This window comes from Wolbachia endosymbiont (group A) of Ophion costatus (genome assembly GCF_963969245.1).
In the GTDB taxonomy this organism is placed as follows: Bacteria; Pseudomonadota; Alphaproteobacteria; order Rickettsiales; family Anaplasmataceae; genus Wolbachia; species Wolbachia pipientis.
On the sequence record NZ_OZ017714.1, the window covers coordinates 947,545 to 972,015 of the forward strand.

Here is a 24,471-nt window from a genome sequence, read left to right on the forward strand (position 1 = left end):
CAAGATTAACTAAAAGGCGTGCTTAAGATTTACAATACCAGCAATAATATTAAATCTCAAGTTGTATTTCTTCTGAAAATTGCGGTAAACATGCGACATAATCTTAAATATCTTTATCTCACGGATCTTATTTTCTACTCTCATTCTGAACGATGCTAGTCTTCTATTATATTCCTTCTGCTCCAGGGTTAATGGCTTCTTACGATACTTCTTGTGTGGAATTACAACATTGCTTTGCAATTTTTGCCAACCTTGATATCCAGAATCGGCATATTTTATGCTGTTCATTGGTAAATATTTTTCTTGTTTCCTTAGAGGTTGTCCGGAAACAAGTAAAAGGCTATAATATCTGAAATTTTAGTACGGGGTAAAGATGAGAAAAAAGTATCCAACAGATCTAAGCGAAAGGGAATGGGCAAGAATAGAAAAACACTTCAGAGTATCATACAAGAAAGGAGGAAGGCCGCCAAAGTATAGCAAAAGAGAAATATTAGAAGCAATTTTCTATGTATTGCGTACAGGGTGTCAATGGCGGTATTTACCAAATGATTTTCTGCTATGGAAGACTGTGTATGAGCAGTTCAGGCAATGGAAGAAGCAGGGAATTTTTGAGAAAATGAATTATGAAATTACAAAATATAGTAGAAGAAAAATAGGAAGGAATGAGCAGCCGAGTGCCTGTATAGTAGATAGTCAATCTGTAAAGACTACAGAAAAGGGGGGATCAAAGGCTATGATGGAAGTAAAAAAGTAAAGGGTAGAAAAAGGCATATAATTACAGACACTCAGGGTTTTATACTAGGTTGTTACGTAGGCGCTGCTAACGAAAATGATAGAGATGGTATTAAAATAGCATTAAACAATATGAGAACAAAATATACTAAAGTTAAAAAAATGTGGGCTGACATGGGATACCAAGGAAGAAATTTAAAGAATCACATAAAGGAAGAATATGACATAGATATTGAAATTGTTACAAGGCCTCCATGTAGATTTTGGGTGCACAAAGATACGCCACCTGAGCTACTACCAACAAGAGAACAAGGGTTTAAAGTACAGCCAAGAAGATGGGTTGTAGAAAGGACTTTTGCTTGGGTTAATAGGAATAGAAGGCTATCGAAGGAGTATGATTTACTCACAACATCCACTGAGAATTTCATATACCTAGCTATGAGTAGGGTTATGTTAAAGAGGGAATATGCTTGAATTTACTAGTTTCCGGACAACCTCTTAGACTTTTTACTTTCTCAATATTACCTTCTAGAGCAGCCTTACGTAATTCAGCATTTATATCTCTGTTTGAATTGCTCATCCCATACCTCCTGTAAAACTATATTGTTATGATAAAGTCGTTAATAATCTATGAGCTCTCACCCCCTGTAAAATTATATTATCATGATAAAGTCATTAATAACCCATGAGCTCTGGATCACGCAAATAATGGTTATTCCCTGTGTTTTTCAGTACATTTGAGCTGGCTGTACATAAGAATTGCAATTGTAGAGCATGCTATTGTTAATAGTAAATTTGGTAAAATACCATAGCGAAAAAATTTTCCTACTATATATATTCCAATAGCCCCAAACATCATATTGCAGAATGAGAGAACTGCACTACCAAGCCCTATACCTTTGATCGTTTCTAAAGCAGAAGTTACGTTATTGCTTATTATTAATGCAAGTCCGATATTGGCTGGAATCCAAACAGTTTGAAGAATTAATATATTTAACTTGTCCGCGAAATAAAAATATACCAATAAACTATCGGATATTATCGGTAACACCAAACCTATTATTAGCATTTTGCTAACCCCTACTTTTGGTACATACCTTCTATTAATTAAAGTTCCAATTATGTAAAATATGACTATGATCGATATGAGGTAGCCAAAATACTGTACTTCAATGCCCATCGATTCAAATATGAACGGGTAGTTAGCAATGTATGCCCAAAGCCACATGAAAGTTAATCCATGAATGGCTGAAAACCCAAGGAAACGATAATTTCTAAATATTGATATATATTGCTTGCAGATATTAGTAGTTATGTTAGTTATACTGGTTTCATTTTTATTTACAGTGAGTGTTTCTTGTAACTTAAAGTAGATAAAAATAAGTATAGCAATTGCTGCAAGTGATATAATAAAAAACAAAAATTTCCAACTATACCCATGTGAAATTATATAACTGCCCACCACTGGAGCTATTCCAGGTGAGAGTGCCACAACCATATTTAATTTTGAAATGACTCTCGAGTATTCACTACCCGAGTACATATCCCTTATTGCTGCATACCCAACAACACCTGCAACACCAGCCCCTGTTCCTTGTATGAAGCGAATTAGTATCAAGAGCGCAATACTGTCGGCTATATAACACATGACACTTGCCAAAGTAAAAATTGTCATACCAATCAGCATCATTGGACGCCTACCATAATGGTCCGATAATGGACCATAAATTAATCCAGACACCGCAAATCCAACTAGATTCAAGCTAATTGTAAGCTGCACTACACTGCCTTCTACTTTAAAATAATTGGCAATGCTTGGTAGTGCAACTGAGTATAGGTCAGTTGCCATATCGACAATTGCTACAGACAATATCATAATAAGAGAGATGATATTTTGCGAAAGAGCTGTTTTCACTTAATGATTTATTGGTAAATATGCTTAATTATAATGTATTTTTTTCATTAGTATAAGTACAATGTTACATAGTAAACGATGTCATGCGAGTAGCGGACACTGAAATCTTAAGCTAAAATCATAAAAAGCACGAATTTCAATATCTTATCTTGAATTATTCACTTTAAGCTTTAAGTCTTCAACAGAAGATGCATTTGCCTCACTTACTACCTTTAGTGGTTCACCAAGATTATGCTCTATTTTTATATTATGCTCAGGATCGTACTCTATTCTTGTATCAAACTCAAAGCCCAATTTCTCACAAAGTTTTTTGAAATACTCAATAATCTTATTTATAATATAAGTAAGCTTATCAAACAAACCGTCATCACCAGCTTTATAGTTCTCTAACTCTTTAGGAATGGTAAGAAGTACTTTACCATCTTCATATACCACATTTTCACCTTCACATTTTAGTTTAAACTCCGCTGAACTGCAAAAACCTGGTGTTTCGATATATGTATAATCATCATAGTTAAGCATTTTTGTATATTTCATGCTAAAACTAAGCTTTATACAATTGGGTTCACGACAATCCATAATATACTCTCTTGTCATACAGTTGCTTTGCGTTAACAAATGAAAAGATCCAAGAGCGTGACTCATATCATTAGGAAGAAAATGAGTATATCCGCCCTGATAATAGTTATTTATTAACTCCTCAATAATAGAGTTATTGGGAATTGTTGCACCAACGTGTTTAAACATTTCTGTAAAAATTTGTCTGAGAAATGGACGATAATTCCCTTTTCCGTTTTCATCCCGTAGAATTAGATTTTTATGGTTTGAATACAGATCGTTAATAAATTCGTTAGTTATTTTTTGTCCGTTAATAGCAAGGCCGTGTGTTCTATTAAGATCCTTATATGTTCCCTCACCAGAAATTACTTCGTCCCCAGTGTTAGCTTTGAAATCAGCATATTTGAGCTTCTTCACTTCAGCTTTCAACGCATTGACCATTTCCTTTGACATGTTATATCTCTACCATTAATACCTGTATATTAATTCTAGCACTTACTTTATTAAATTTCAATTACTAAATGAATTTATCACTTTCACTTCCGTATTTTCCAGCGAGTCACCGTAAGTCACTGCTTTTAGGTAAAACTTTTTTCCCCTTTGCACTTCGAAAGATATTATTGAATCATCAAGTAGAACAAATTTTTCACCTGCAGTGTGCTGATACTCTTTAGTACCTTCTTGTCCTCTGATTAGGTTACTAAGCTTATATTTATTTTTATCTATAAGTTCAGCATTCTGGAATTTCACTATCTCTTTTCCAACTAGTGCTAAATTTGAGTCCGCAATTGAAGTTATGTTTCCAAAACGTAACACTACTATAAGCCCCTCGTCGGTAGATTCCATTACATATCCGTAAGTAGACTGCTTGTTTGTGCTTGCAATAGGCTTATAATCCTTATCGTTGTACGAAATAAAGAGTGTTGCTCCCTTCCAATTCTTTTCCTCACTAATTAAAGTAAAGCTTGCACTATTACCTTTAATATCCGGTAAATCTATCATTTCTACGATGGTTTTGCTAATGTGAGAGGGAGGGTATTCCTTCAGCATAAGTGACCTTGTTGAAGGAAAAGAAAGCTTATATATAGAGTGATCATAACCAACGCCAATTACTTGAATGGACATGCTTTCGAATTTTGTTTTTATAATTCTCACCGTATGCTTTTTCTCACCGTCTAAAATCGTTATTACATCACTTGGCACAAGCCACGCATATTTTATCGGCAGCTTGAAATTGTATATATTTCTCTCTTGCCACGAAGAATAAAGTAAAACCTCAGCTATATTTTGCGCCTCTCCCTCCTCCATAATGAGCGGTATTTCAACTGTTATAGCAGCGCCTTGCTTTGGCAACTCAGCATATTTAACATCAATTGGATAGCCAAAATTGCGATTAAAATAAACGACGTTAACTTTATTGTTTAAATCTAATTGACTGATATTAGCAAGTTTTGAATTGTTACTGAAAACCATTTCACCAATTGGTATTCCAGTCGTAACTCCCCTGCCCTTTTGGACAAATTTCAGTTTAGAGTCCTGTTCAACCACATCAAAAAAATAGCAACTTTGCAGCATTTTAATAATTGAACGTACCGATTGCTGGTCGTTTATCACATACCCAGACAATAACCCTTTGACGTTGCTTGTATCGAACTGATCGCTTTTTAAACCTGTTTTTTGTAACAGATCCGATAAAACATCGGAAATATTAAGCTGTGAAAGCTTTCCCTGAATCCAATGTCCTGTCTGCCAATTATGGCAGTCAGCCCACACATCACATAAATTGGGAAAGTAAGGAAATGGCCTTGCATCCCATGCCCAGAGAAACATTTTTTCTACCATTTCTGAACTTTGCCACTTTTTTAGCGTTCCTTCAATTGCAATTTTTTGCGAAAGAAAGCTCACCTCTCCGTTTGAATATCGTGGATATTTGCTCTCTATGCTGCCTTTGTCAACAAACACATTTGGCTCATTAGTGCAGCCGTTCATACTGGGAAATCCATACTCAGTAAACCATATTTTTTTCATTTTTGGTTGCCATTTCGTTTTACTACCACCTGGATTTATGTGAGTTTCACTCCACCATTTTGCTATGTTTTTCCACGCATACCTGCTGTCGTTATACTTTACTCTTTCAGGCTCACCCTTTGAGTAATCATAGAAATAATCATACCCCACTCCACTGCTCCAACCACCCATTACATCTTCCGCGGAATAACCAAAAGGAGGCTCTGGACCATCAGTCAGTGGAAAATAAGCATCTATGCCAACAACGTCGATATACTCTGAAGACCACAGTTCATCCATATTATACCAACCATCATATGAATGGTATTCGCTCCAATCTGCAGCGTAGGTAACTGTTACTTCTTTTCCAAGATTAAGTTTTATCTGCTTTGCAAGCTTGACCAGCTCTATAACGGCAGGGTAATTCCCTTGTTCATCCCTGATTTTGGTAAGTTGCGCAAATTCAGAACCAATGATAAACCCTTCCACTTTAGTTTGTTTGGCAATGCTTGCATAATGCTCTATAAATTTGTTGTACTGATTCTTAAAAAAATCACTTATATCTTCAGGAGTCCCGCTCAACCTTCCTCGCCACTCTTTGTTCTTTGTATCAAGTAAGGGCATTGGATAGAGCATCACCTTGTAGCCTCTGCTGTGTAGCTCTTCTATATATCTTATCAACGCTGCATCACTAACTGTGCCACCATACCTTGGGTTTCCACTCGCATCTTTTGAAATTAGCTGAGCATTATCTCTGGTTACACCCCCTACTTGCCAATCATCAGGTAATATTGCGGAATCATCTTGAAATTCAACTGCAGGATATATTTTACAATCTTTAATGTTCAGATCATTCACAAACCAATTGACTACTACCGATACCCACTCAACATTTGGTAAATCTCCCTTTAATTGATCCAAAGAAAGCATTGCATCGCTCTTTTTAGTGTGGTTGTTGTGATTTACCCTTTGCGCCAGCCCATATGGGATATATTGGTTGCTGCTTATTTTCTCTTGCGCGATTTTCTTCTGTATTTTTGTATCATATACAAACTCACCTGAACCTGGTATGATATTGATATTCCGAATATTTTTTGCTACTGAAAATTCATTTGACTTTACTGCAGTTTGCACTTCAAACGTAAATACCGGAACATGATTATTATAGTCTGCTAAAGGAAAATTCTTGATGACTATGTAAGATATTCCCCTATAAGCCGGCACATTCCCCTCTCCTTCAATTGATGACATAAATGGATCAGGATTTTGGTCTTCTCTGCCGCTGTAAAAAGTATAATCTATTTCATCAAAGCTAAGTGATGTTGTATCTGCCCAGATTCTGTTTAATTTTTCTACTTTCCCCTTGCAGATCGCAATTGCAAGCGTTGCGTAGTAATTATATGTAACGTTCATACCTCTTCCAATTTTGCTTTTGGTGGTTATCGCCTCTTCTTTTATTGGCTGTGACCAAATAATGTTCCCTGCAACACGAGCAGTGCCATAGATAATTGGAATCGTTCTGCTGTAGGTTGAGGTTTGAACTTGCAGATTTTTTAGTCTCGCACGATGCGTTACTTTTTGCTCGGCATCAAGGCCGAACATTGCCCCATCTAGCTGTGCACCAAGAAGAGCACCGAGTTCTGAGCCGATAATCCGGCCAATTGGACCAAAAATGCTGCCTGCTTGACCAAAAATTGATGATAAAATTATTGTAGACATGGTAATCCTCCTTTTGATAGATTTTTTTGAAATTGTTGAGAAAAGATCCAAGTGTCACGCTACTTGGATGACACCTATAACCTTGTCATCCCAGTGCTTCCTCCTTTGTCATCCCAGTGCTCCGACACTGGGATCTAGGAATTTTAATTGTAAGCAAGCACACTGAGTTGATAAGTATAAAAATGGCTGAAAAATAAACATTTTTGATGAGGTCACATAGAAAGCTGGATCCAAGTAGTCAAGGCACTTGGATGACAAGAAAGGGGCTACTCGGATAACAGATACTATGATAAGAAATTCAACAACTTACAATGAATAATTGAAGTTTTTAATTAAGAAAAGCACATGGTGTAGCTATAATTATTGTAAGCAACAATGAAAAAGTACGGAAGTGAAAAATTACCACTCTCATGGCAATCACTTCACCAGCGGCAAAGTGATACCATGCTGATTCATATATTTTCCTTTCATATCATCATATGATTTCTCGCATTCACTTTCGCCGCTTAAAAATACGAATTGGCATGCGCCTTCATTAGCGTAAATTTTCGCAGGAAGTGGAGTGGTGTTTGAGAATTCGAGTGTGACATGACCTTCCCATCCAGGTTCTAAGGGAGTAACGTTTACTATAATTCCACACCTTGCGTAAGTTGATTTACCAACACAAATGACCAGTACATTCCTTGGTATACGGAAATATTCCACTGTACTTGCAAGCACAAAGCTATTTGGTGGAATTATGCATACGTCTGTTTCTTTATCTATAAAACTATTCTCAGAGAAATTTTTAGGGTCCACGATGGCTGAATTAACGTTAGTAAAAATCTTAAATTTATTATCCACTCTTGCGTCGTAACCATAAGATGATAGTCCGAAAGATATGACACCTTTGCTGCTTTTGTGATTCACAAAAGGCTCTATCATTCCAAAATTTTCAGCTTTTTCTCTTATCCATTTATCTGGCATAACTGCCATAATTGCCCCTTAAAGTTGTGTAATACTTACAATAATATAAAATAAAATTTAAATGTAAACTGTAGCTTTTGTCATGCAATTAAAGCTTTTCAGTTTGATTTTTTGTTACAATAATTAGATTTATGTTCTTAACTAAAAATAATGCTTAGAAACTTTCTCCTGATTTTTGTATTCGTATTATTCATGCCGCTGTCAAATGCTGATGCCAGGAAATACATCAGAATTGTTGGGTCTTCAACTGTTTTTCCTTTTATCTCATTTATAGCCGAGGAGTTCAATCGTGTATTCTCCTTTAAGACTCCAGTTGTGGAATCGATAGGAAGTGGATCAGGATTCAAAATGTTTTGCTCAGGAATAGGGGAAGACACTCCAGACATCACCACTTCATCTCGCCCTATGAAGGAAGTAGAAAGAGAACTATGTAAAAGAAATAAAATTAATGAAGTGATAGAGATCATCATTGGCTATGATGGAATTGTCATTGCAAATTCAAATCAAAGCCATAGATTTGATTTCACAAAGAAGGACTTATTTGAAACTTTATCTGCATATTCTCAAGAAAATGATAAATTAGTAAAAAATAATAAGAAGTTTTGGTCTGATGTAAATCAAGCCTTACCAAAAACAGAAATTGAAATTTATGGTCCACATCAAAATACAGGCACATACGAAACTTTGGTTAATTCTATTATGCTTGATCAATATTCATGCATGAACTCGAGAATTTTCAAAGAGAATTATAAAGATCAGGAAGAAAGAAAGCAAGCATGTGGTAATATAAGGGATGACGGAAGGTATATAGAAGTTGGAATTAATGAAAACATAATAATACAAAAATTGAAAAGTAACAAGAACGCTTTAGGGATATTTAGTTTTAGCTTTTTAATGAGGAATCAAGATAAAATACAAGGGAGCACAATTGCAGGAATTGAGCCAACTTACGAAAATATATCATCGGGAAAATATATATTAGCAAGACCTCTATACCTTTATATAAAGAAAGAACACCTGGATACTGTTGATGGATTAAGAGAATTCATAAAAGAAATTATAGATTCGATCGGCATTGAAGATGGGTACCTATCTAGGCTTGGTCTAATTCCACTTTCAAGTGAAGATATAAAGAAAGCTTCAGCAAAGGTTTATGATATAACGTGACGGCAACGTTTCTTTTATATTCTTTGTTCTAGCGTAGTCAGACCCAGCGCGGCGCGCTGGGATGACAATGGATTACTAATTAGACAGTTCTGCGTTGTTGCAACACCCCAGAAACAACCGGGTCCGAGCTTTTCGTATTTGGGCTTTCTGATTTCTCACAAACTCCTCCAATATAAGCTAGTACAGCCAATGCTGAAACTGCTAAAACTTCTAAAACTAATGCAACTACAGGATATGCCAGCACATAGGCTGCAATAGCACCAACTACGCATAGTCCAACAACGCCCAGAGCGATCTTCCCTTTGTGTTCACTCCAGAAGTTTGTATCGTTTTTTTCTGGGGTTTTGTTGTCTGCAGTTGGTGCAGAGTTTACGGTGTTTTGATCTAGATCAGTGTCATCTATAAAGTTAAGATCATCATTCTCAGACGGATCCTGATTGATTTCTTGTGAAAATCGAGTCGCATACTCTTTATCCCATGCTATCTGATCATTAATCTTGGCATTATCTAGTTCATTTTTACTAAGTTTTTCCTCAAATTCTTGAATCAAATCTTGAAAGCATTGCTCACCTACTCCAGGTATTTTAGCAAAACGTTTTTGTGCACATGTAAGTTTATCCATTACATAGTTATTTCCATTGGGCTCGAACCCAAGGAGCCCTGGAGAAGCAGCATCAAACATTAATTTAAAGCTTTCTTTTATCTTTTCCACATCTTCTTGGTTCAATTCTTCACTATATTCAACTTTCAGAGGATAAACTAAAAGGGCATCTACTCTTCCACTACTCCAATATACCTCTCGCTCTAAAACCCTTTCTACATCTTCACCACAATTCTCTAATGCTGCTTTAACTTGATCAATATCAAGGTTTTCTATTGCTTCTTGTAAGTTGGAATCAAGATCCATTACCCACTTGTGATCTTCTATTTTTTGAACAACTTGTACAAGAGCAAAATATTCTGTGCTATGAGGGTCAAATTTTCCTTGAAAGCGTTTAAGATCATCTATTGTATCCGTAAAATATGGTTGATCTTCAAAAGATTTTGTTACCTTGTAATCACACAAAAAATCACGAGTTTTTTGATCAGCTTCCTCCCAAATTAGTTCAATGATCTCGACTTTAGTGTTAACGCTAGCTTCAGAACAGTCAATAACAAAATCTAAATGGTACCTTTGTTACTAGTCAAAGTCCCCTCGTGGTTCAAAACTGCTTGTATATCATTATGTTCACCATTGTTGAATATGTCCTGGACTTTTTGAAAATTGCCATCCCAGACTGCCTGTCTTAATGAACCTAGAATTTTTTCTTGTGCATCAGTTAATTCAACCATATCTTACCTCTAATAAAAATTTAATTATCACACATATTTACAAGTAAATCAAGTATGTTGTTAATAACTGTTAATAAAGGCCAACAAAATGCTTGACGTTAGAGTAGCTTTTATGGCTTTGTATAGCGAGGAAGTAACTCTATGAAAAATCATCAACGTTTACAAAATTTGCGTTCAATTGTATTTATTGTGGGAATATTCCTATTGCTGTTTAGCTTAGCAATGCTTATTCCTGCTATTACCAATAAGTATCTCAGCTACGAATGGAAAAATTTCCTCGCTGGATTCATAATTACCTGCACATCTGGCGCAATTTTTATTTTACTCGGTAAATTAAGTAGATTGCATGGAATGCCAGCAATTTTTGCGATTACTAGTTGCACCTGGATTGCCTTGTCTCTGTTTGCAGCTATTCCTTTCTATTTTGATAATCTGAGCTATGTTGATGCATTGTTTGAAACGATATCTGGCATCACAACCACAGGAGCAACTATATTTAATGATATTGAAAAACAATCTCCAGGAATACTGCTATGGAGAGCAATGCTACATGGCATGGGGGGTTTTGGTGTAATCACTTTAGGAATTGCAGTTTTTCCTATGTTTAAGGTTCTCAGCCTAAATAATTTACTTTATTCTGAATATTCAGATGCTACCAAAAGGAAGTTGCCGAACACGCGAAGCGTAGTGATTCATGTTACGGCAATATATTATGGCTTAATTTTGTTATGCATATTTTCCTATTATCTAGCTGGTATGCCACTATTTGATGCAATATGCCACGGAATGTCCTCTGTATCAACTGGTGGATTTGCTAACTATAACGATTCTATAGGGCACTACAATAACCCTATGTTAGAAGTCATAACGATCATTTTTATGATTTTGGGTTCTCTGCCTTTTCTTAGCTATTTAAAAATTATAAGACGATTAGACATTTGCTATGATGAACAGGTCTCTTACTTTGTTAAGATAGCTATTGTTTCATCTTTATTTGCTTGTTTTTGGTTGTATAAAAATGTTGATTTAGGAGTGTCATTATCATTTAGATGCAGCACATTTACCATCACCTCTTTAATTACGTCAACTGGTTATGCAATCTGTAATCATATAGATTGGAGTTTCATTTCAGTCTTAGCTTTTTTTCTAACCTTTGTTGGTGGATGTAGTGGTTCTTCAAGTGGTGGTGTCAAAATCTTCCGCTTGATTGTTCTTTTAAGGTCTATAAGAAATTACTTTTACCTTTTATTAAACCCTGATGCAGACAATGGAGTAAAATTCAATGGAAAAATTCTGGAGAATGATGAAGTTCACTCTGTCTTTATATTTTTTGCAATTTTCATGTTAACGTTTACCATTTCATCAATAGTGATGTCTTACTTAAGCAATGCAGACTTTATAACTAGCATCAGTTCAGTCTCTGCAACGCTTACAAACTCTGGCCCGGGATTTAGTAATTTAATAGGCCCTTCGGGTAATTATTCCTCTTTCAGTAATGAAGTAAAATTATTTCTATCGTTTTTAATGCTGCTTGGCAGACTTGAAATATTGCCAATCTATTTTTGTATAGGTAATTTATTCTTATTTAATAGAAAGAAATAGTTGGTGAAGTTGTGAAATTTGATATTATAGCTAAACTGACTTACGACAATTTGAAAAACCGTCATTCCGCTACTCGTTAGCGATATCTATGTATCCGTTCAGCGGAGTGGCAGAATAAGGTAGACAAGGTGATCTAAGAAGATAATCATAGAGCAAAAGTGAAGTAATATGGTAAACCTTTTAGAACTTTGCAAAAATTTACAGCAAAAAATAGAAAGGTTAGAAGCAAAAATAGAAAGATTGGAAAAAGAGAATGAAAGTTTAAAAGCAGAAAATAAGGCTTTAAAGATAGAAAATGCTGAGTTAAGAGAAAGACTCGGTTTAAGCTCAAAAAATTCATCAATACCAAGTTCCAAAGAGTTGTATAAAATAAAAAAGAATAAGCCGAAAAGCGAAAGGAATATTGGCGGTCAGGTTGGTCATAAAGGAAGTTTTCGCGCCAACATGGATGCAGATAAAGTAGTAAAGATAGAGTTGCCTAATACTTGCGAATGCGGAGGAGAAATTGCAATATGTGAAAAACCATATATTCATCAGAAAGTTGATCTTCCAGAAATCAAGCCTTATGTAGTGGAATATCAGTTAGAACATGGCCGTTGTCGGAGATGCGGAAAGAGAAGAAGTAGCAAGTTACCGGAAGGTGTTACGCCAGATACATTTGGTCCAAGGGTTAAGTCAATAATTGCAGCGTTCAGCGGATTCTACAAAAATTCAAAACGCGAAATAGCGAGTGTCGTAAATGATATCTTCAATTTGAACATAAGCGTCGGTAGCATATCAAATAGTGAACATAGAGTTGCTTCAAAATGCAAAAAAATGTATGAGCAGATCGAACAAGAGATAAGTAGGAGTAAAGTTCTACATATTGATGAAACGAGCCATTATAACAAAGGTAAACTCGCTTGGTGTTGGATGTTTGCAAGCAATACGGCAAGTTTTGTAAAATTTACAGAGTCAAGAGGAATGAAAGTTTTACAAAATAGTAAATTCTGCAATCGCAATAGCTTGGTAATAACTGACAGGTATGCAGCATACAATTATTTTGCCGATAAAAACAGGCAAATCTGTTGGGCACATTTATCAAGAGATTTTGAAAGATTAGCACATAGTTGGAATATTGAAGTTAAAGTTCTGGGTTGTTACTTGAGAAACGTGGCCACTGAATTATTTGCACTAAAAAAAGCTTTACTAAAAAGTGAGATAGATGTTTTGAGGTTTGTCAGACGTGCCAGAAAATTAAGAAAACGTACAAAGTATTACTTGAAGGAGATATCTCGTTTACCTGAAGCAATTGGAGCCTCTCGAGTTGCAAAAAATGTTCTGAGATCTGAAAGAATGATGTGGAAATTTTTAGATGACCCAGAAAATATTCCGCTGACAAATAACCACGCTGAACGGCAAATTCGGCATTATGTCGTTTATCGCAAAAACTCATATTTTACACAATCAAAGCGGGGAAATACATTCCTTGAGCGGATAATTTCATTATACTTAACTTGGAAACAAAGGGGTCTCAATCCTTTCCAAAATCTCCTATCTATTGTTTCTTAAACCACTCTCCTGAACGGATACATATCTATACCGCGAATAAATCCACAGATGTACGAACATTGTGATTTGGGCACACCAGGAAGAATGTCATCCAAGTAGCCCCTTTCTCGTCATCCCGCTACTTGTTAGCGGGATCTATGCTAAGAGATACCGCGAATGAATCGCGGCATGACGGTTCGCGGCGGTATAGCTATAGATAGTATTAGCTATTTAATAAAAAGATCGTAGCTAAACCAAGAAATATAAAAGCTGAGAGAATATCAGTTGTTGCCGATGTTAGGATTGAAGAAGAAACGGCAGGGTCAGACTTTAAGCGATGAAGCATTATAGGAATGAAAGTTCCGATGAACGTTGCAATAATTGACATCATAATCATGGAGACCACAAAAATCATCTCCACTTTGAAGTTGTGAAACCTTATTGCTAACACTACTAATGAAATAGTAGATAAGATCACCCCGTTTATAAGACCTATTAAAAATTCTTTCATCAGTATTCTTTTTGCATTTTGCTCAGTTAGATATTTTGTTGCGATTGCCCGGATGGTTAGCGTTACTGTTTGGGATCCTGCATTTCCGCTCATTGATGCAATTATCGGCATGATTATTGGCAGCACTATAAAACTTTTTATTACATCATCGAAAAAGCCAACTACTATGGAACACATTGTTGCAGCTAAGAGGTTAAACAGTAACCAAGGTAGCCTTTTAATTATAGTTTTATGTATAGGGGCATTTATATCGGCTTTAGAAGATACACCGCTTATTTTGAGTACATCCTCTTCTGTTTCTTGTTGAACAACTTTTATCACATCTTCAATTAAGATCACACCAATAATTTTACCATTCTTATTTACTACCGGAGCCGATAATAGAGAGTAATCTTTAAATATTCTTGCTACTTCCTCTTGGTCTATTCCAGTTTTAATGATTTTTATGTCATGATCCATTATCTCTTTTATTATTGTGTCTCCTGAGTGAGATATTACCTTATTTAAATTAACACTGCCTATAGGCTCTAATTTTGAGTTGATAATGAATATCTGGTGAAATTTTTCTGGTATTTTTTTATAGTTGCACACAAATTCTGTCAGTTGATTTATTGTCCAATAATATGGAGCTATAACCATATCTTTATGTATTAACCTTCCTGCACTTTCTTCTGGATATGATAGCAACTCCTCTACCGATTTCTGAGTTTTGCTGGGCAAATAGTAAAGTATATTTTCTACAGACTTTCTATCTAAATCTTTCACTATGGTTACTATATCTTCTACATCAAGGAGCATTAGTAACTTTGCTGTATTTTCTATTCCCAATGTTTCTATGATCTCTATTTGTAAATCTGGCACTACATGCACTAGGGCATCACTTAACAAATGTTGATCGAGGATATTAACTAATTTCTCCCTGTGATCACTGATCGAAGTAGATAAAAAATAAGCTAACTGAACACTGTCTATCGTTTTTACAATATTACGAACATTCTCTAGCTCCTCGTTATCAAGTGACTCTATTAAGTCATCAATAGCCTTTTTGTCTAAACCATAATGGGAACTTATTTCAATATTCATTACTTTACCTTGTTTTTTAATAAATATACGCGCTTGATTTCCTTAAACATTAAAGTATAATGAAATTATTTAAATTAACTATCATATGGTTAAATTTCTATTTTGTTTACTGTTATTGTTATTGATAGTAAATATATTAAAATCTAAAGTATAATGAAAACTTATCCAGAAATTCTTGAACACTTTCAAAGCTTAAATAAAAGTATTTCTCTTATCAGGAGGTGTCTTTGACATAGAAAAATTAAAGTTGCGTCTTGAAGAGCTTGACTCCCAAGCGTCGAATGATGACCTATGGCAAGATAACCAAAAAGCACAAGAAGTTTTAAAAGAACGTTCTAAAATTAAGAATGACGTAGAGTCGTTTTTAAAGCTGGAAAGCGATTACAACGATGCCATCAGCTTAATGAAGTCTGCTATTGATGAAAATGATGAAGAATTTTTCTCTGAAGTTGAAAATGAATTAGCTAAGCTAGAGAAATTAATCAAGTATAAAGAAACAGAGTCCTTATTTACTGGTGAAGCAGATAATAATAACTGCTTTTTAGAAATCCACTCAGGAGCTGGCGGAACCGAGAGCAATGATTGGGCTGAAATGCTGATGCGCATGTATATAAGGTGGGCAGAAATTTATCACAACTTTAAAGTTGAAGTTGTAGAAAAATTAGAAGGAGAGTCAGTTGGTATAAAGTCTGCAATGATAAAAATCGTTGGAGAAAAAGCTTATGGGTGGGCAAAAAGTGAAAGTGGAATTCACAGGCTGGTTAGAATATCGCCATTTGATGCAAATGGTAAACGTCATACCAGTTTTGCAAGTGTAGGAGTAACTCCAGTGATAGAAGATTCAATTGATATTGCTGTGGATGAAAAGGATCTAAAGATCGACACCTATCGTGCTTCCGGAGCAGGCGGTCAGCATGTGAACAAAACTGAAAGTGCAGTACGCATTACGCATATTCCAACTGGTGTTGTAGTTCAATGCCAAAATGGTCGTTCTCAACACAGAAATAAAGATGAGGCATTGAAATTACTTAAAGGACGTTTATACCAAATTGAACTGGAAAAGAAAGAACAAAAGATGGCTGAAGAATATGGTAAAAAATGCGATATAGGCTGGGGCAATCAGATCAGATCGTACGTTATGCATCCATATCAAATGGTGAAGGATTTAAGAACCGGACATGAAGTGGGCAATATAAATTCTGTTTTTGATGGTAATATAGATTGTTTCATAGTTAGTGTGCTTACTAAGCAAAATTAAGAATTCATTTGGAGTTGACTTTACTTGCTGTGATAGGTGATAATTAAAAATACTATTTAAAATTAGAGGTAAAGTTATTGCAATGAACTATAAGCAATGGGAAGAAATATGTATCCGTTCAGCGGAGTGGCAGAATAAGGTAGACAAGGTGATCTAAGAAGATAATCATAGAGCAAAAGTGAGGTAATGTGGTAAACCTTTGAGAACTTTGCAAAAATTTACAGCAAAAAATAGAAAAACTGAAAGCAGAGATAGAAAACTTAAAAGCAGAAAATAAGGCTTTAAAGATAGAAAATGCTGAGTTAAGAGAAAGACTCGGTTTAAGCTCAAAAAATTCATCAATACCAAGTTCCAAAGAGTTGTATAAAATAAAAAAGAATAAGCCGAAAAGCGAAAGGAATATTGGCGGTCAGGTTGGTCATAAAGGAAGTTTTCGCGCCAACATGGATGCAGATAAAGTAGTAAAGATAGAGTTGCCTAATACTTGCGAATGCGGAGGAGAAATTGCAATATGTGAAAAACCATATATTCATCAGAAAGTTGATCTTCCAGAAATCAAGCCTTATGTAGTGGAATATCAGTTAGAACATGGCCGTTGTCGGAGATGCGGAAAGAGAAGAAGTAGCAAGTTACCGGAAGGTGTTACGCCAGATACATTTGGTCCAAGGGTTAAGTCAATAATTGCAGCGTTCAGCGGATTCTACAAAAATTCAAAACGCGAAATAGCGAGTGTCGTAAATGATATCTTCAATTTGAACATAAGCGTCGGTAGCATATCAAATAGTGAACATAGAGTTGCTTCAAAATGCAAAAAAATGTATGAGCAGATCGAACAAGAGATAAGTAGGAGTAAAGTTCTACATATTGATGAAACGAGCCATTATAACAAAGGTAAACTCGCTTGGTGTTGGATGTTTGCAAGCAATACGGCAAGTTTTGTAAAATTTACAGAGTCAAGAGGAATGAAAGTTTTACAAAATAGTAAATTCTGCAATCGCAATAGCTTGGTAATAACTGACAGGTATGCAGCATACAATTATTTTGCCGATAAAAACAGGCAAATCTGTTGGGCACATTTATCAAGAGATTTTGAAAGATTAGCACATAGTTGGAATATTGAAGTTAAAGTTCTGGGTTGTTACTTGAGAAACGTGGCCACTGAATTATTTGCACTAAAAAAAGCTTTACTAAAAAGTGAGATAGATGTTTTGAGGTTTGTCAGACGTGCCAGAAAATTAAGAAAACGTACAAAGTATTACTTGAAGGAGATATCTCGTTTACCTGAAGCAATTGGAGCCTCTCGAGTTGCAAAAAATGTTCTGAGATCTGAAAGAATGATGTGGAAATTTTTAGATGACCCAGAAAATATTCCGCTGACAAATAACCACGCTGAACGGCAAATTCGGCATTATGTCGTTTATCGCAAAAACTCATATTTTACACAATCAAAGCGGGGAAATACATTCCTTGAGCGGATAATTTCATTATACTTAACTTGGAAACAAAGGGGTCTCAATCCTTTCCAAAATCTCCTATCTATTGTTTCTTAAACCACTCTCCTGAACGGATACAGAAATATTAAGTACAGTTAATAAAGAAGTGACCTTACCCAGAAAAAGTGGAGAGAAAGTTTGGAATGTTTTTTACAAAAAGAATGATGCATCAAATTGTTCTGGAATGCAATAGTTAATAGTGACGTTGTTTGTTATAAAAAATTTCTATGTATTCAAATATTGCAGTTCTAGTTTGTTGAGCAGAGTGTTGTGAAGTATCAATAAGTATTTCTCTTTTCAATGAGCTAAAGAAGCTTTCCACAACAGAATTGTCGTAACAACAACCTTTATGACTCATCTATGTTTTTTATGGATAAGAGATATTGATAACCTTGCGAAGTATATTGTGAACCTTGATCACTATGTAATAGTAGATTTTTGGCAGGTTTACGCTTGTTAACAGCCATTAATAAAGAGTCCATAACCAATTGTTTATTTATGAACTGCTCATTAACTACCATGCGTGAATATAGATCGATTATTGCTGCCAAATATAGCCATCCCTCCTTGGTTTTGATGTAAGTAATCCCATACTTTATTTGGTTGATCAACAATAAAGTTTTGATCTAGTATATTGGGAGCTACAGCTCTATTATCTGTTTGTTGTTTTTTAATTTTAAACTTTCTTCTCAGTATAGCCCTGATGTCATTTTTCTGCATAATACTTTGCACCGTTTTCAAATTGCAACTTTTACCCAAAGCCTTCAATTCAGCATGAATTTTAGGAGCTCCATATCTACATTTAAAAGCTTGATATATTTTTTGAATATCTGCTAATAACTCTTTATTTGCTGATTCTCTACTGCTTATTTTCCTTGTAGTCCACTTATAGTAGCCACTAGCAGATACATTCAAAACCCTACATAATTCCTGCACTTTATAGTGTTTACTATGCTCTTTTATGAAAAAATATTTTACTCTTTTTGACTGGCCAGGGCTTTTTTTTAAATGTCTCTTTCTCTTGTTACTTTTGCTAACTCTTTCTGTAAATCAAATCTCTCTTTGTCGTAAGGAGCCATGTTATCTCTACCTGGAAATGCATCTGCTGCCGACTTTTTTTCGTTGTGTTTCTTTATCCATTTTCCTAATAAACCACCCTTTATTCCTAAATCCTTTGCTATTTTTGTAATTGTTTGACCTGCCTTTCTTTGTTCATTTGCCAGTTTAACAGCTTCCAATTTGAATTCTGCTGTATATTCTCTTACCATTTCTAATCCTCCAAAATTTTATTTTACCCAAAAAAACTCTTTTCTTTCTCTCCACTTTTTCTGGGTAAGGTCAGAAATTTAATGATCCAGGATATACTCCTTTGTTAAGGGAGATTGAGCATTTTCGAATATTTCTTGAGTGCTTCCAGACTCAACAATTCTGCCATTATGAAAGAAAATTACACTATCAGATAACTTTTTAGCTTGCTTCATTGAATGAGTCACCATAATTATAGTAAATCTTAATTTCAGCTCTTGTATAAGATTTTCGATTGCATTGGTTGCCATTGGATCAAGAGCAGAGCACGGTTCATCCATTAATAAAATAGTTGGCTTCACTGCAATTGCGCGAGCGATGCATAGCCTCTGTTGTTGGCCACCGGATAAATTGAGTGCACTATCTTGCAATCTGTCTTTCAATTCTTCCCATAAACCAACCTTGGTTAAACTATTTTCCACCATCTCATTCAATTTTTGCTTATCCTTCGCCATACCATGCAGTTTTGGTCCATAAGCAACATTGTCGTATATTGATTTTGGAAAAGGATTTGGCTTTTGAAATACCATGCCAACTTTTGCTCTGAGTAGCACAACATCCATATCGCGTGAATATATATCACCCAGCCCATCGATATCTAATTCACCAACAGTTTTGCATCCAGGTACATAGTCATTCATACGATTAAAACAACGCAAAAATGTTGATTTACCGCACCCGGATGGTCCGATAAAAGTAGTAACTTTTCTTTTATAAATATTCAAATTTATATCGAATAAAACTTGCTTAGAGCCGTACCAGAGATTTAAATCTTTAACAGAGGCACGTGTATTGCTCATATCACATCCTGCATTGAATAGAGCCCCGGAATTTCTCTTTTATTTTCGTATAGCCATACTGCTGCTTGAACAGCTCCTCTAGCAAATGTTGTGCGATCAATTGCTTTGTGGTTTAGTTCTATCCGTTCATCAGAATTGACAAACATCACGCTGTGATCTCCTATTACTCCACCTCCACGAGATACCGCAAAACCTATTCCCCCCTTTTTTCTTATGTTTGAACCACTATGTAAATATTGATTGGATTGAAAATCCACTTTTGAAGCGTTAGCAATTGTTTTGCCAAGTTCTATAGCTGTTCCAGATGGTGAATCCTTTTTTAAGTTATGATGCATTTCCCAAATCTCAACGTCATATTCATTACCTAAAAGCTCAGCAGCTTTTTTTACCAATTTCAGCAACACATTAACCCCAACACTCATATTTGCTGACCATAATATTGGAACTTCAGCAGCATATTCTTTCAAATCGACACCTTCTATTCCAGTTGTGCCACTAACCAGCGGTGTTTTAAATTTTACAGCTGCTTTAAGGCAGTCTAACATACATTCTTTAGTTGTAAAATCTATTACAACGTCGGATAACTCAAATATGCCACTAATAGAACTTGTAACTTTAATTCCTAGATTGGCTATAATTGGTCCAATATCTGAATCTATGTACTTACTGCCTGAACGGGCAACAGCACCTGCTATTTCCACTTTGGTATTTGTAATTAATTCATTGAGTATTTTCTTGCCCATCCTGCCTAAGCAGCCTATTACTCCAACTCTGATTTTCATAAAGCTTTTTACGTTTATTAAGAATGTTAGGCCTTTTTTTAAGCTCTGTCACTTCTGATCTATATTCTATAGCTAACACGTCATACCACGATTCATTAGCGGTATCTCGGCATAGATCCCGCTAACACGTAGCGGAATGATGGTTTTTCAAATTGTCGTAAGTCAGTTTAGCTATATATGACTCATTTCTTTACTGTAACTTAACAAGAACTGGTCTGTAGCTAATAGTTATTGATAATAAGGGTAATTAACTTTGATAAGAATCTTTTCTGTGTTCAATTGAAGTCTGTATGTTCTGGAATATCTATATAGTAAATTATGCGGTAATCGTAGACTACGCTGCCCACTTAAATTATGCCACAAAGGTTTTCCAAGTGTAACCGTTCACAGATTTCCACTTAATTCTTCAATCTCACTAATAGAAAGGCCAGTAAACTTGACAATAGTGTTGACATCAACATTATTAGCCAGCATTGCTTTTGTGACTTCAATTTCCCTTTCTTTTCTACCTTCCTCTCTACCTTTCTCTTCAGCAAGATCAAGTCTGTATTCAAGAATGGCTTCTTTTTTGCGTAGATCCATTATCCTTTCTTCGTAAGCTACTAAATCTTTTTCGTTCCAACGAAACTTGTCTAATTCATCATATGCTAGCTTTATTATTGGTGCTTTTTCTGCTATCTCTTTTAAGTCCTCTTCTGTTGTTTCTTCTGCGTATTTAAAAAAGAAACACCACCTTTCTACTGTACTTTCTAGCTGCTCTACTTTACTTTTTGAAAATTTGGGCAATTCTATAAAGATAAATTGCAAATCTTTTAAGTAATGGCCGTTGGTTTTTATATCACGTATATTATGAGTAGAGATATAATCAACTTCTTCAGGAAGTAAGTTACAATTGGAAATAGCAATAAAGAAGACTTTCTTTAAATCAATGTAGTTGCCAGATTTATCTAATTGTCTTGAGTAAGCCTTAGCAGCATACAGTTGGGCACGTTTCTCAAAACCTTTATCACGAGCAAGCTGCATCTCAATCACAAACCTATTACCAATAGAATCCTTGCAGAGAACATCAACAATACTCTGTTTATCAGAGGCAACTTCGGGATCCATAATAGTACTGAGGAATTCAACTTCTTGTATTGCATTTATCTCAGTAAACCCTAAAATATCGTTCAAAAAGTGAATAAGGATATTCTTATTTTTTTCCGTTCCAAAGATTTTTTTGAAACACAAATCATTGCGAGGATCGAGAAATTTTGAAAGAGCCATAGCCAAAGTGCTTAAAAATATTAATAATTATACACTATTATTAACAATTATTCAACCATATTTTTGAAGATAGCTATAGCTAACACGTCATAACCGCCACGAACCGTCATACCGCGATTCATTCGCGGTATCTCGGCATAGATTCCGCTAACAAGTAGCGGGATGACGATTGTCGGTGAACCTAAGTTACTTTAGCTATAGGCAGCAATTTTCTGTATTTATTTTAAATTGAAGAAAGCTCAAATGAAAGATCGTGTTTTGCTAAAATCACAGAATGCAGTCTGGTTACACCTTATCTTTGTTAGCTATAGCAAGTAACTGTATTTGTAATATGACAAATCACCTGTTGAAAAATCATTTTATGATCCAAGTCAGTTTTTTTACAGGTAACTTCTAAGCTTATCAATTTTTCCAAGATCTTCTTAAGTTCTGAAAGTTGCAAACTTTTCAAATGAGATTTAAAACTCTGCAATTGTTTAAAAAACAATGGAGGGCTTAGCTGATCAATCGCAGCCTGCTCACTCATTCCACCTTGCACTGACAGCAAAACGGTTTCAAGGCGTAGGAAATAATTTGATATAATGCGAATTAGTGCTATCGGTGAAAAATTTTCTTGCGATATCAATGCATCAGAAATTCTAATGAAACGCGACATATCTTTACTTGCTATGGCAGAGCATAGATCATCAAGTGTAGCATAGTCGTTGCCGGAAGTTGAAAAGCATAATTCTATATCAGTAAGTTTTAGGTCTTTTCTCTCCCCTAAGTATAAAACTAACTTCTCAAGTTCTGAACATATAGGCAGCTTGCTATGATTAAAGTAAGATTGCAAATGGTAGATTATCTCATTTGTGCATTTTATATCATTTTGTTTTAAGTAACTTGATATAATATCATAAAGATTGCTGTTGCTGTCTTTATAGCAAGCAATCACACCAAAAATTTTTGAACTCTCCATATAACTTTTGGTTGCAGAATTGTGTGGAAGATCAGTTGCTGTCATCATTACATAATGACCACTTGCATTATAATCCAATACGTTTTTTAACTCTTTGGATATACCTCCACTCACATTTATCAGTTTAATTAATTTTTTGCTGGTAAACATCGAAATGTTTGCCAATTCAGAAAATAGTAAACCGGGTGACTTATTCACTATTGCAAAATCCATCACCTGAACTGAATACTCATCCAAACTGGCAATTATTTCTTGTACATAAAAATCAACCCTACTGTTATCACTTCCATGAATTAACACACCACGTAAAGCATCAGGTTTCTCTAGGAATCTTTTAACTTTGGATGGTGTAACCCTCATGCCACCTATATGATATCATTCTCATTTGATTGTACATGAGTGTCCAAAGACTCTGAGCTTTCTTGTACAATATCATCTGCCGTACTCTGCACATTATCCGACTCTTCTGTTTTTCCTGTAATATAATTATAAAATTTTTTCACAGGTTGAGATATATATTTGGAAAAAAATCCTTCTTCGCTCATATTGCTTACTCCATAAAATTAACAACTTATCATTAGCATATAAATAATAGTATAGCAAAAACTATTTTGTGCTAAGATAGTGATGTTTTATAATGAGTATATTACAAAATTATTAACATTCGAGATTAAAATTAAGCCAACCTGCTTAATACTAGCCTTATAAAATAAGCGATAATTAAATATACGGCTGCAACAAGTATAATTGCAGGTCCAGTTAACAAATCAAAACTTGCAGATAACATGAGACCTGATATCCCAGAGATCACAGAAAAAACTGTTGCAACAATAATCATCTGCATCGGAGTTTTCGAAATGAGCCTTGCAGATGCTGCTGGTATTAGCAAAAATGCAGCAATAAGTAATATTCCTATTAATTGGGCAGCAATTGCTATAAATATAGCAAGAGTGATTAAAAATTCTAGTCTAACAAAGGTAACATTAATTTTTTCAACTACTGCTAAATCTTGATTAATTGAAATCATTAACCAATAACGCCATCTAAATATTAATATCAAAGTAACTACTGCAGAGGTTAAAAAAATCAATACTATATCACTTTGATCGAGCGTTAATATATCACCAAACAGTGAGCTAATAATACTATTATTGCCAGATGGAAGAAAAGACATAAGTATTAAACTCGATGATAAAACTACATTGGTAACAATGTTCAATATCGTATCAGCAGAATATAATCTGTTAAAATTAAGAGAAAGTAGTATAGCAAATGTAATTGCAATGAGCATTATGCTAAGCGATGGGCTAATCTTAAAGATTAAAGCAAGTGCAACACCAAGCAACGAAGAATGGGACAAACTATCACCAAGATAAGATAACCTTTGCCATATCATAAACGATCCTAAAGCGCCTGTTACTAGGCTAATTACAACTACTGCAACTAGACTATTGATGAAAAAATCCTGGGTAAACATTTCAAACATG

General features: G+C 35.0%; 24 protein-coding genes and 1 pseudogene. 6 read left to right on the top strand and 19 right to left on the bottom strand.

The annotated features are described in order from the left end of the window. Nucleotides 1-9: 9 nt before the first annotated feature. A pseudogene (locus AACH21_RS04660) lies at nt 10-315 on the bottom strand (transposase family protein); the annotation flags it as partial. Nucleotides 316-373: 58 nt separating this feature from the next. Here AACH21_RS04660 and AACH21_RS04665 point away from each other — a divergent pair. Then, nucleotides 374-1,206, top strand: a protein-coding gene (locus tag AACH21_RS04665; RefSeq protein ID WP_338482316.1) for an IS5-like element ISWpi1 family transposase whose coding sequence is annotated in 2 segments (ribosomal slippage) — nt 374-743 and nt 743-1,206 — 834 coding nt in all. Because the reading frame shifts where the segments join, the coding sequence is not laid out codon by codon here. On the opposite strand, the gene AACH21_RS04670 is transcribed toward AACH21_RS04665, so the two are convergent. From AACH21_RS04670 to dcd, 5 genes are all read right to left on the bottom strand, one after another. Continuing rightward, entirely contained in the window at nt 1,181-1,312 is a 132-nt protein-coding gene (locus AACH21_RS04670; RefSeq protein WP_338482317.1) for a hypothetical protein, read from the bottom strand. The two genes, AACH21_RS04665 and AACH21_RS04670, sit on opposite strands and share 26 nt — an antisense overlap. A 132-nt stretch (nt 1,313-1,444) precedes the next feature. Beyond that, on the bottom strand, nt 1,445-2,608 hold the full coding sequence (locus tag AACH21_RS04675) for a multidrug effflux MFS transporter (protein ID WP_006279533.1): 1,164 nt from the start codon (nt 2,606-2,608) through the stop codon (nt 1,445-1,447). 183 nt (nt 2,609-2,791) lie between these two features. Further along, nucleotides 2,792-3,658 (bottom strand): hypothetical protein, encoded by an 867-nt coding sequence (locus AACH21_RS04680; RefSeq protein ID WP_077188103.1) that lies wholly within the window; start codon nt 3,656-3,658, stop codon nt 2,792-2,794. 57 nt (nt 3,659-3,715) lie between these two features. After that, nucleotides 3,716-6,931 carry a glycoside hydrolase TIM-barrel-like domain-containing protein gene (locus AACH21_RS04685; protein WP_338482318.1) on the bottom strand — a complete coding sequence of 1,072 codons (3,216 nt, stop codon included), beginning with the start codon at nt 6,929-6,931 and terminating at the stop codon, nt 3,716-3,718. A gap of 417 nt (nt 6,932-7,348) precedes the next feature. After that, nucleotides 7,349-7,906 (bottom strand): dCTP deaminase, encoded by a 558-nt coding sequence (gene dcd, locus AACH21_RS04690; protein WP_006280485.1) that lies wholly within the window; start codon nt 7,904-7,906, stop codon nt 7,349-7,351. Between the two features lie 141 nt (nt 7,907-8,047). On the opposite strand from dcd, the gene AACH21_RS04695 reads away from it, so the two are divergent. Continuing rightward, nucleotides 8,048-9,064, top strand: a complete 1,017-nt coding sequence (locus AACH21_RS04695) for a substrate-binding domain-containing protein (RefSeq protein WP_236514846.1) — start codon at nt 8,048-8,050, stop codon at nt 9,062-9,064. Between the two features lie 79 nt (nt 9,065-9,143). On the opposite strand, the gene AACH21_RS04700 is transcribed toward AACH21_RS04695, so the two are convergent. Then, a complete protein-coding gene (locus AACH21_RS04700) occupies nt 9,144-10,130 on the bottom strand; it encodes a hypothetical protein (protein WP_264707621.1) in 987 nt (328 codons plus the stop codon). 95 nt (nt 10,131-10,225) lie between these two features. Beyond that, nucleotides 10,226-10,396, bottom strand: coding sequence for a hypothetical protein (locus AACH21_RS04705; RefSeq protein ID WP_338482319.1), 171 nt, complete (start codon nt 10,394-10,396; stop codon nt 10,226-10,228). Between the two features lie 141 nt (nt 10,397-10,537). Here AACH21_RS04705 and AACH21_RS04710 point away from each other — a divergent pair, with 141 nt between their 5' ends. Both AACH21_RS04710 and AACH21_RS04715 read left to right on the top strand, forming a co-directional pair. After that, the gene (locus tag AACH21_RS04710) at nt 10,538-11,998 is read left to right on the top strand and encodes a TrkH family potassium uptake protein (protein WP_236514849.1); all 1,461 of its coding nucleotides are present in this window, start codon (nt 10,538-10,540) and stop codon (nt 11,996-11,998) included. Nucleotides 11,999-12,166: 168 nt separating this feature from the next. Next, nucleotides 12,167-13,549 carry an IS66-like element ISWen3 family transposase gene (locus AACH21_RS04715; RefSeq protein WP_007548562.1) on the top strand — a complete coding sequence of 461 codons (1,383 nt, stop codon included), beginning with the start codon at nt 12,167-12,169 and terminating at the stop codon, nt 13,547-13,549. 202 nt (nt 13,550-13,751) lie between these two features. Here the strand turns inward: AACH21_RS04715 and mgtE are convergent, their stop codons facing one another. Beyond that, nucleotides 13,752-15,122 (bottom strand): magnesium transporter, encoded by a 1,371-nt coding sequence (gene mgtE / locus AACH21_RS04720; RefSeq protein WP_006280192.1) that lies wholly within the window; start codon nt 15,120-15,122, stop codon nt 13,752-13,754. Between the two features lie 153 nt (nt 15,123-15,275). Here mgtE and prfB point away from each other — a divergent pair. Both prfB and AACH21_RS04730 read left to right on the top strand, forming a co-directional pair. Further along, a protein-coding gene (prfB, locus tag AACH21_RS04725) for a peptide chain release factor 2 (protein ID WP_141456981.1) occupies nt 15,276-16,380 on the top strand; the annotation gives its coding sequence in 2 pieces (ribosomal slippage) (nt 15,276-15,350 and nt 15,352-16,380; 1,104 coding nt in all). Nucleotides 16,381-16,610: 230 nt separating this feature from the next. Beyond that, nucleotides 16,611-17,930: an IS66-like element ISWen3 family transposase gene (locus AACH21_RS04730; RefSeq protein ID WP_338482820.1), complete on the top strand. Its 1,320-nt coding sequence runs from the start codon at nt 16,611-16,613 to the stop codon at nt 17,928-17,930. A 136-nt stretch (nt 17,931-18,066) separates the two neighbouring features. On the opposite strand, the gene AACH21_RS04735 is transcribed toward AACH21_RS04730, so the two are convergent. The 10 genes from AACH21_RS04735 to AACH21_RS04780 all read right to left on the bottom strand — a co-directional run bounded on the left by AACH21_RS04735 (nt 18,067) and on the right by AACH21_RS04780 (nt 24,470). After that, nucleotides 18,067-18,231, bottom strand: a complete 165-nt coding sequence (locus AACH21_RS04735; protein ID WP_080717614.1) for an IS3 family transposase — start codon at nt 18,229-18,231, stop codon at nt 18,067-18,069. Then, on the bottom strand, nt 18,221-18,424 hold the full coding sequence (locus AACH21_RS04740) for a DDE-type integrase/transposase/recombinase (RefSeq protein ID WP_338482320.1): 204 nt from the start codon (nt 18,422-18,424) through the stop codon (nt 18,221-18,223). The genes AACH21_RS04735 and AACH21_RS04740 overlap by 11 nt, the downstream gene beginning before the upstream one ends. Continuing rightward, entirely contained in the window at nt 18,384-18,788 is a 405-nt protein-coding gene (locus AACH21_RS04745; RefSeq protein WP_338482321.1) for an IS3 family transposase, read from the bottom strand. Before AACH21_RS04745 ends, AACH21_RS04740 begins: the two co-directional genes overlap by 41 nt. Before the next feature lie 89 nt (nt 18,789-18,877). Further along, nucleotides 18,878-19,141, bottom strand: coding sequence for a transposase (locus AACH21_RS04750; RefSeq protein ID WP_265030145.1), 264 nt, complete (start codon nt 19,139-19,141; stop codon nt 18,878-18,880). 78 nt (nt 19,142-19,219) lie between these two features. Continuing rightward, nucleotides 19,220-19,978: a phosphate ABC transporter ATP-binding protein PstB gene (gene pstB / locus AACH21_RS04755; protein WP_065094809.1), complete on the bottom strand. Its 759-nt coding sequence runs from the start codon at nt 19,976-19,978 to the stop codon at nt 19,220-19,222. Further along, nucleotides 19,975-20,760 carry a 4-hydroxy-tetrahydrodipicolinate reductase gene (dapB, locus tag AACH21_RS04760; RefSeq protein ID WP_006279993.1) on the bottom strand — a complete coding sequence of 262 codons (786 nt, stop codon included), beginning with the start codon at nt 20,758-20,760 and terminating at the stop codon, nt 19,975-19,977. Before dapB ends, pstB begins: the two co-directional genes overlap by 4 nt. 384 nt (nt 20,761-21,144) lie before the next feature. Further along, on the bottom strand, nt 21,145-22,026 hold the full coding sequence (locus AACH21_RS04765; RefSeq protein ID WP_338482322.1) for an Rpn family recombination-promoting nuclease/putative transposase: 882 nt from the start codon (nt 22,024-22,026) through the stop codon (nt 21,145-21,147). Nucleotides 22,027-22,327: 301 nt separating this feature from the next. After that, a complete protein-coding gene (gene holA / locus AACH21_RS04770; protein ID WP_006279994.1) occupies nt 22,328-23,344 on the bottom strand; it encodes a DNA polymerase III subunit delta in 1,017 nt (338 codons plus the stop codon). A 5-nt stretch (nt 23,345-23,349) separates the two neighbouring features. Then, nucleotides 23,350-23,529 carry a hypothetical protein gene (locus AACH21_RS04775; protein ID WP_007548716.1) on the bottom strand — a complete coding sequence of 60 codons (180 nt, stop codon included), beginning with the start codon at nt 23,527-23,529 and terminating at the stop codon, nt 23,350-23,352. A gap of 131 nt (nt 23,530-23,660) precedes the next feature. Next, nucleotides 23,661-24,470 (bottom strand): metal ABC transporter permease, encoded by an 810-nt coding sequence (locus tag AACH21_RS04780; RefSeq protein ID WP_049973644.1) that lies wholly within the window; start codon nt 24,468-24,470, stop codon nt 23,661-23,663. Nucleotide 24,471: the final 1 nt, after the last annotated feature.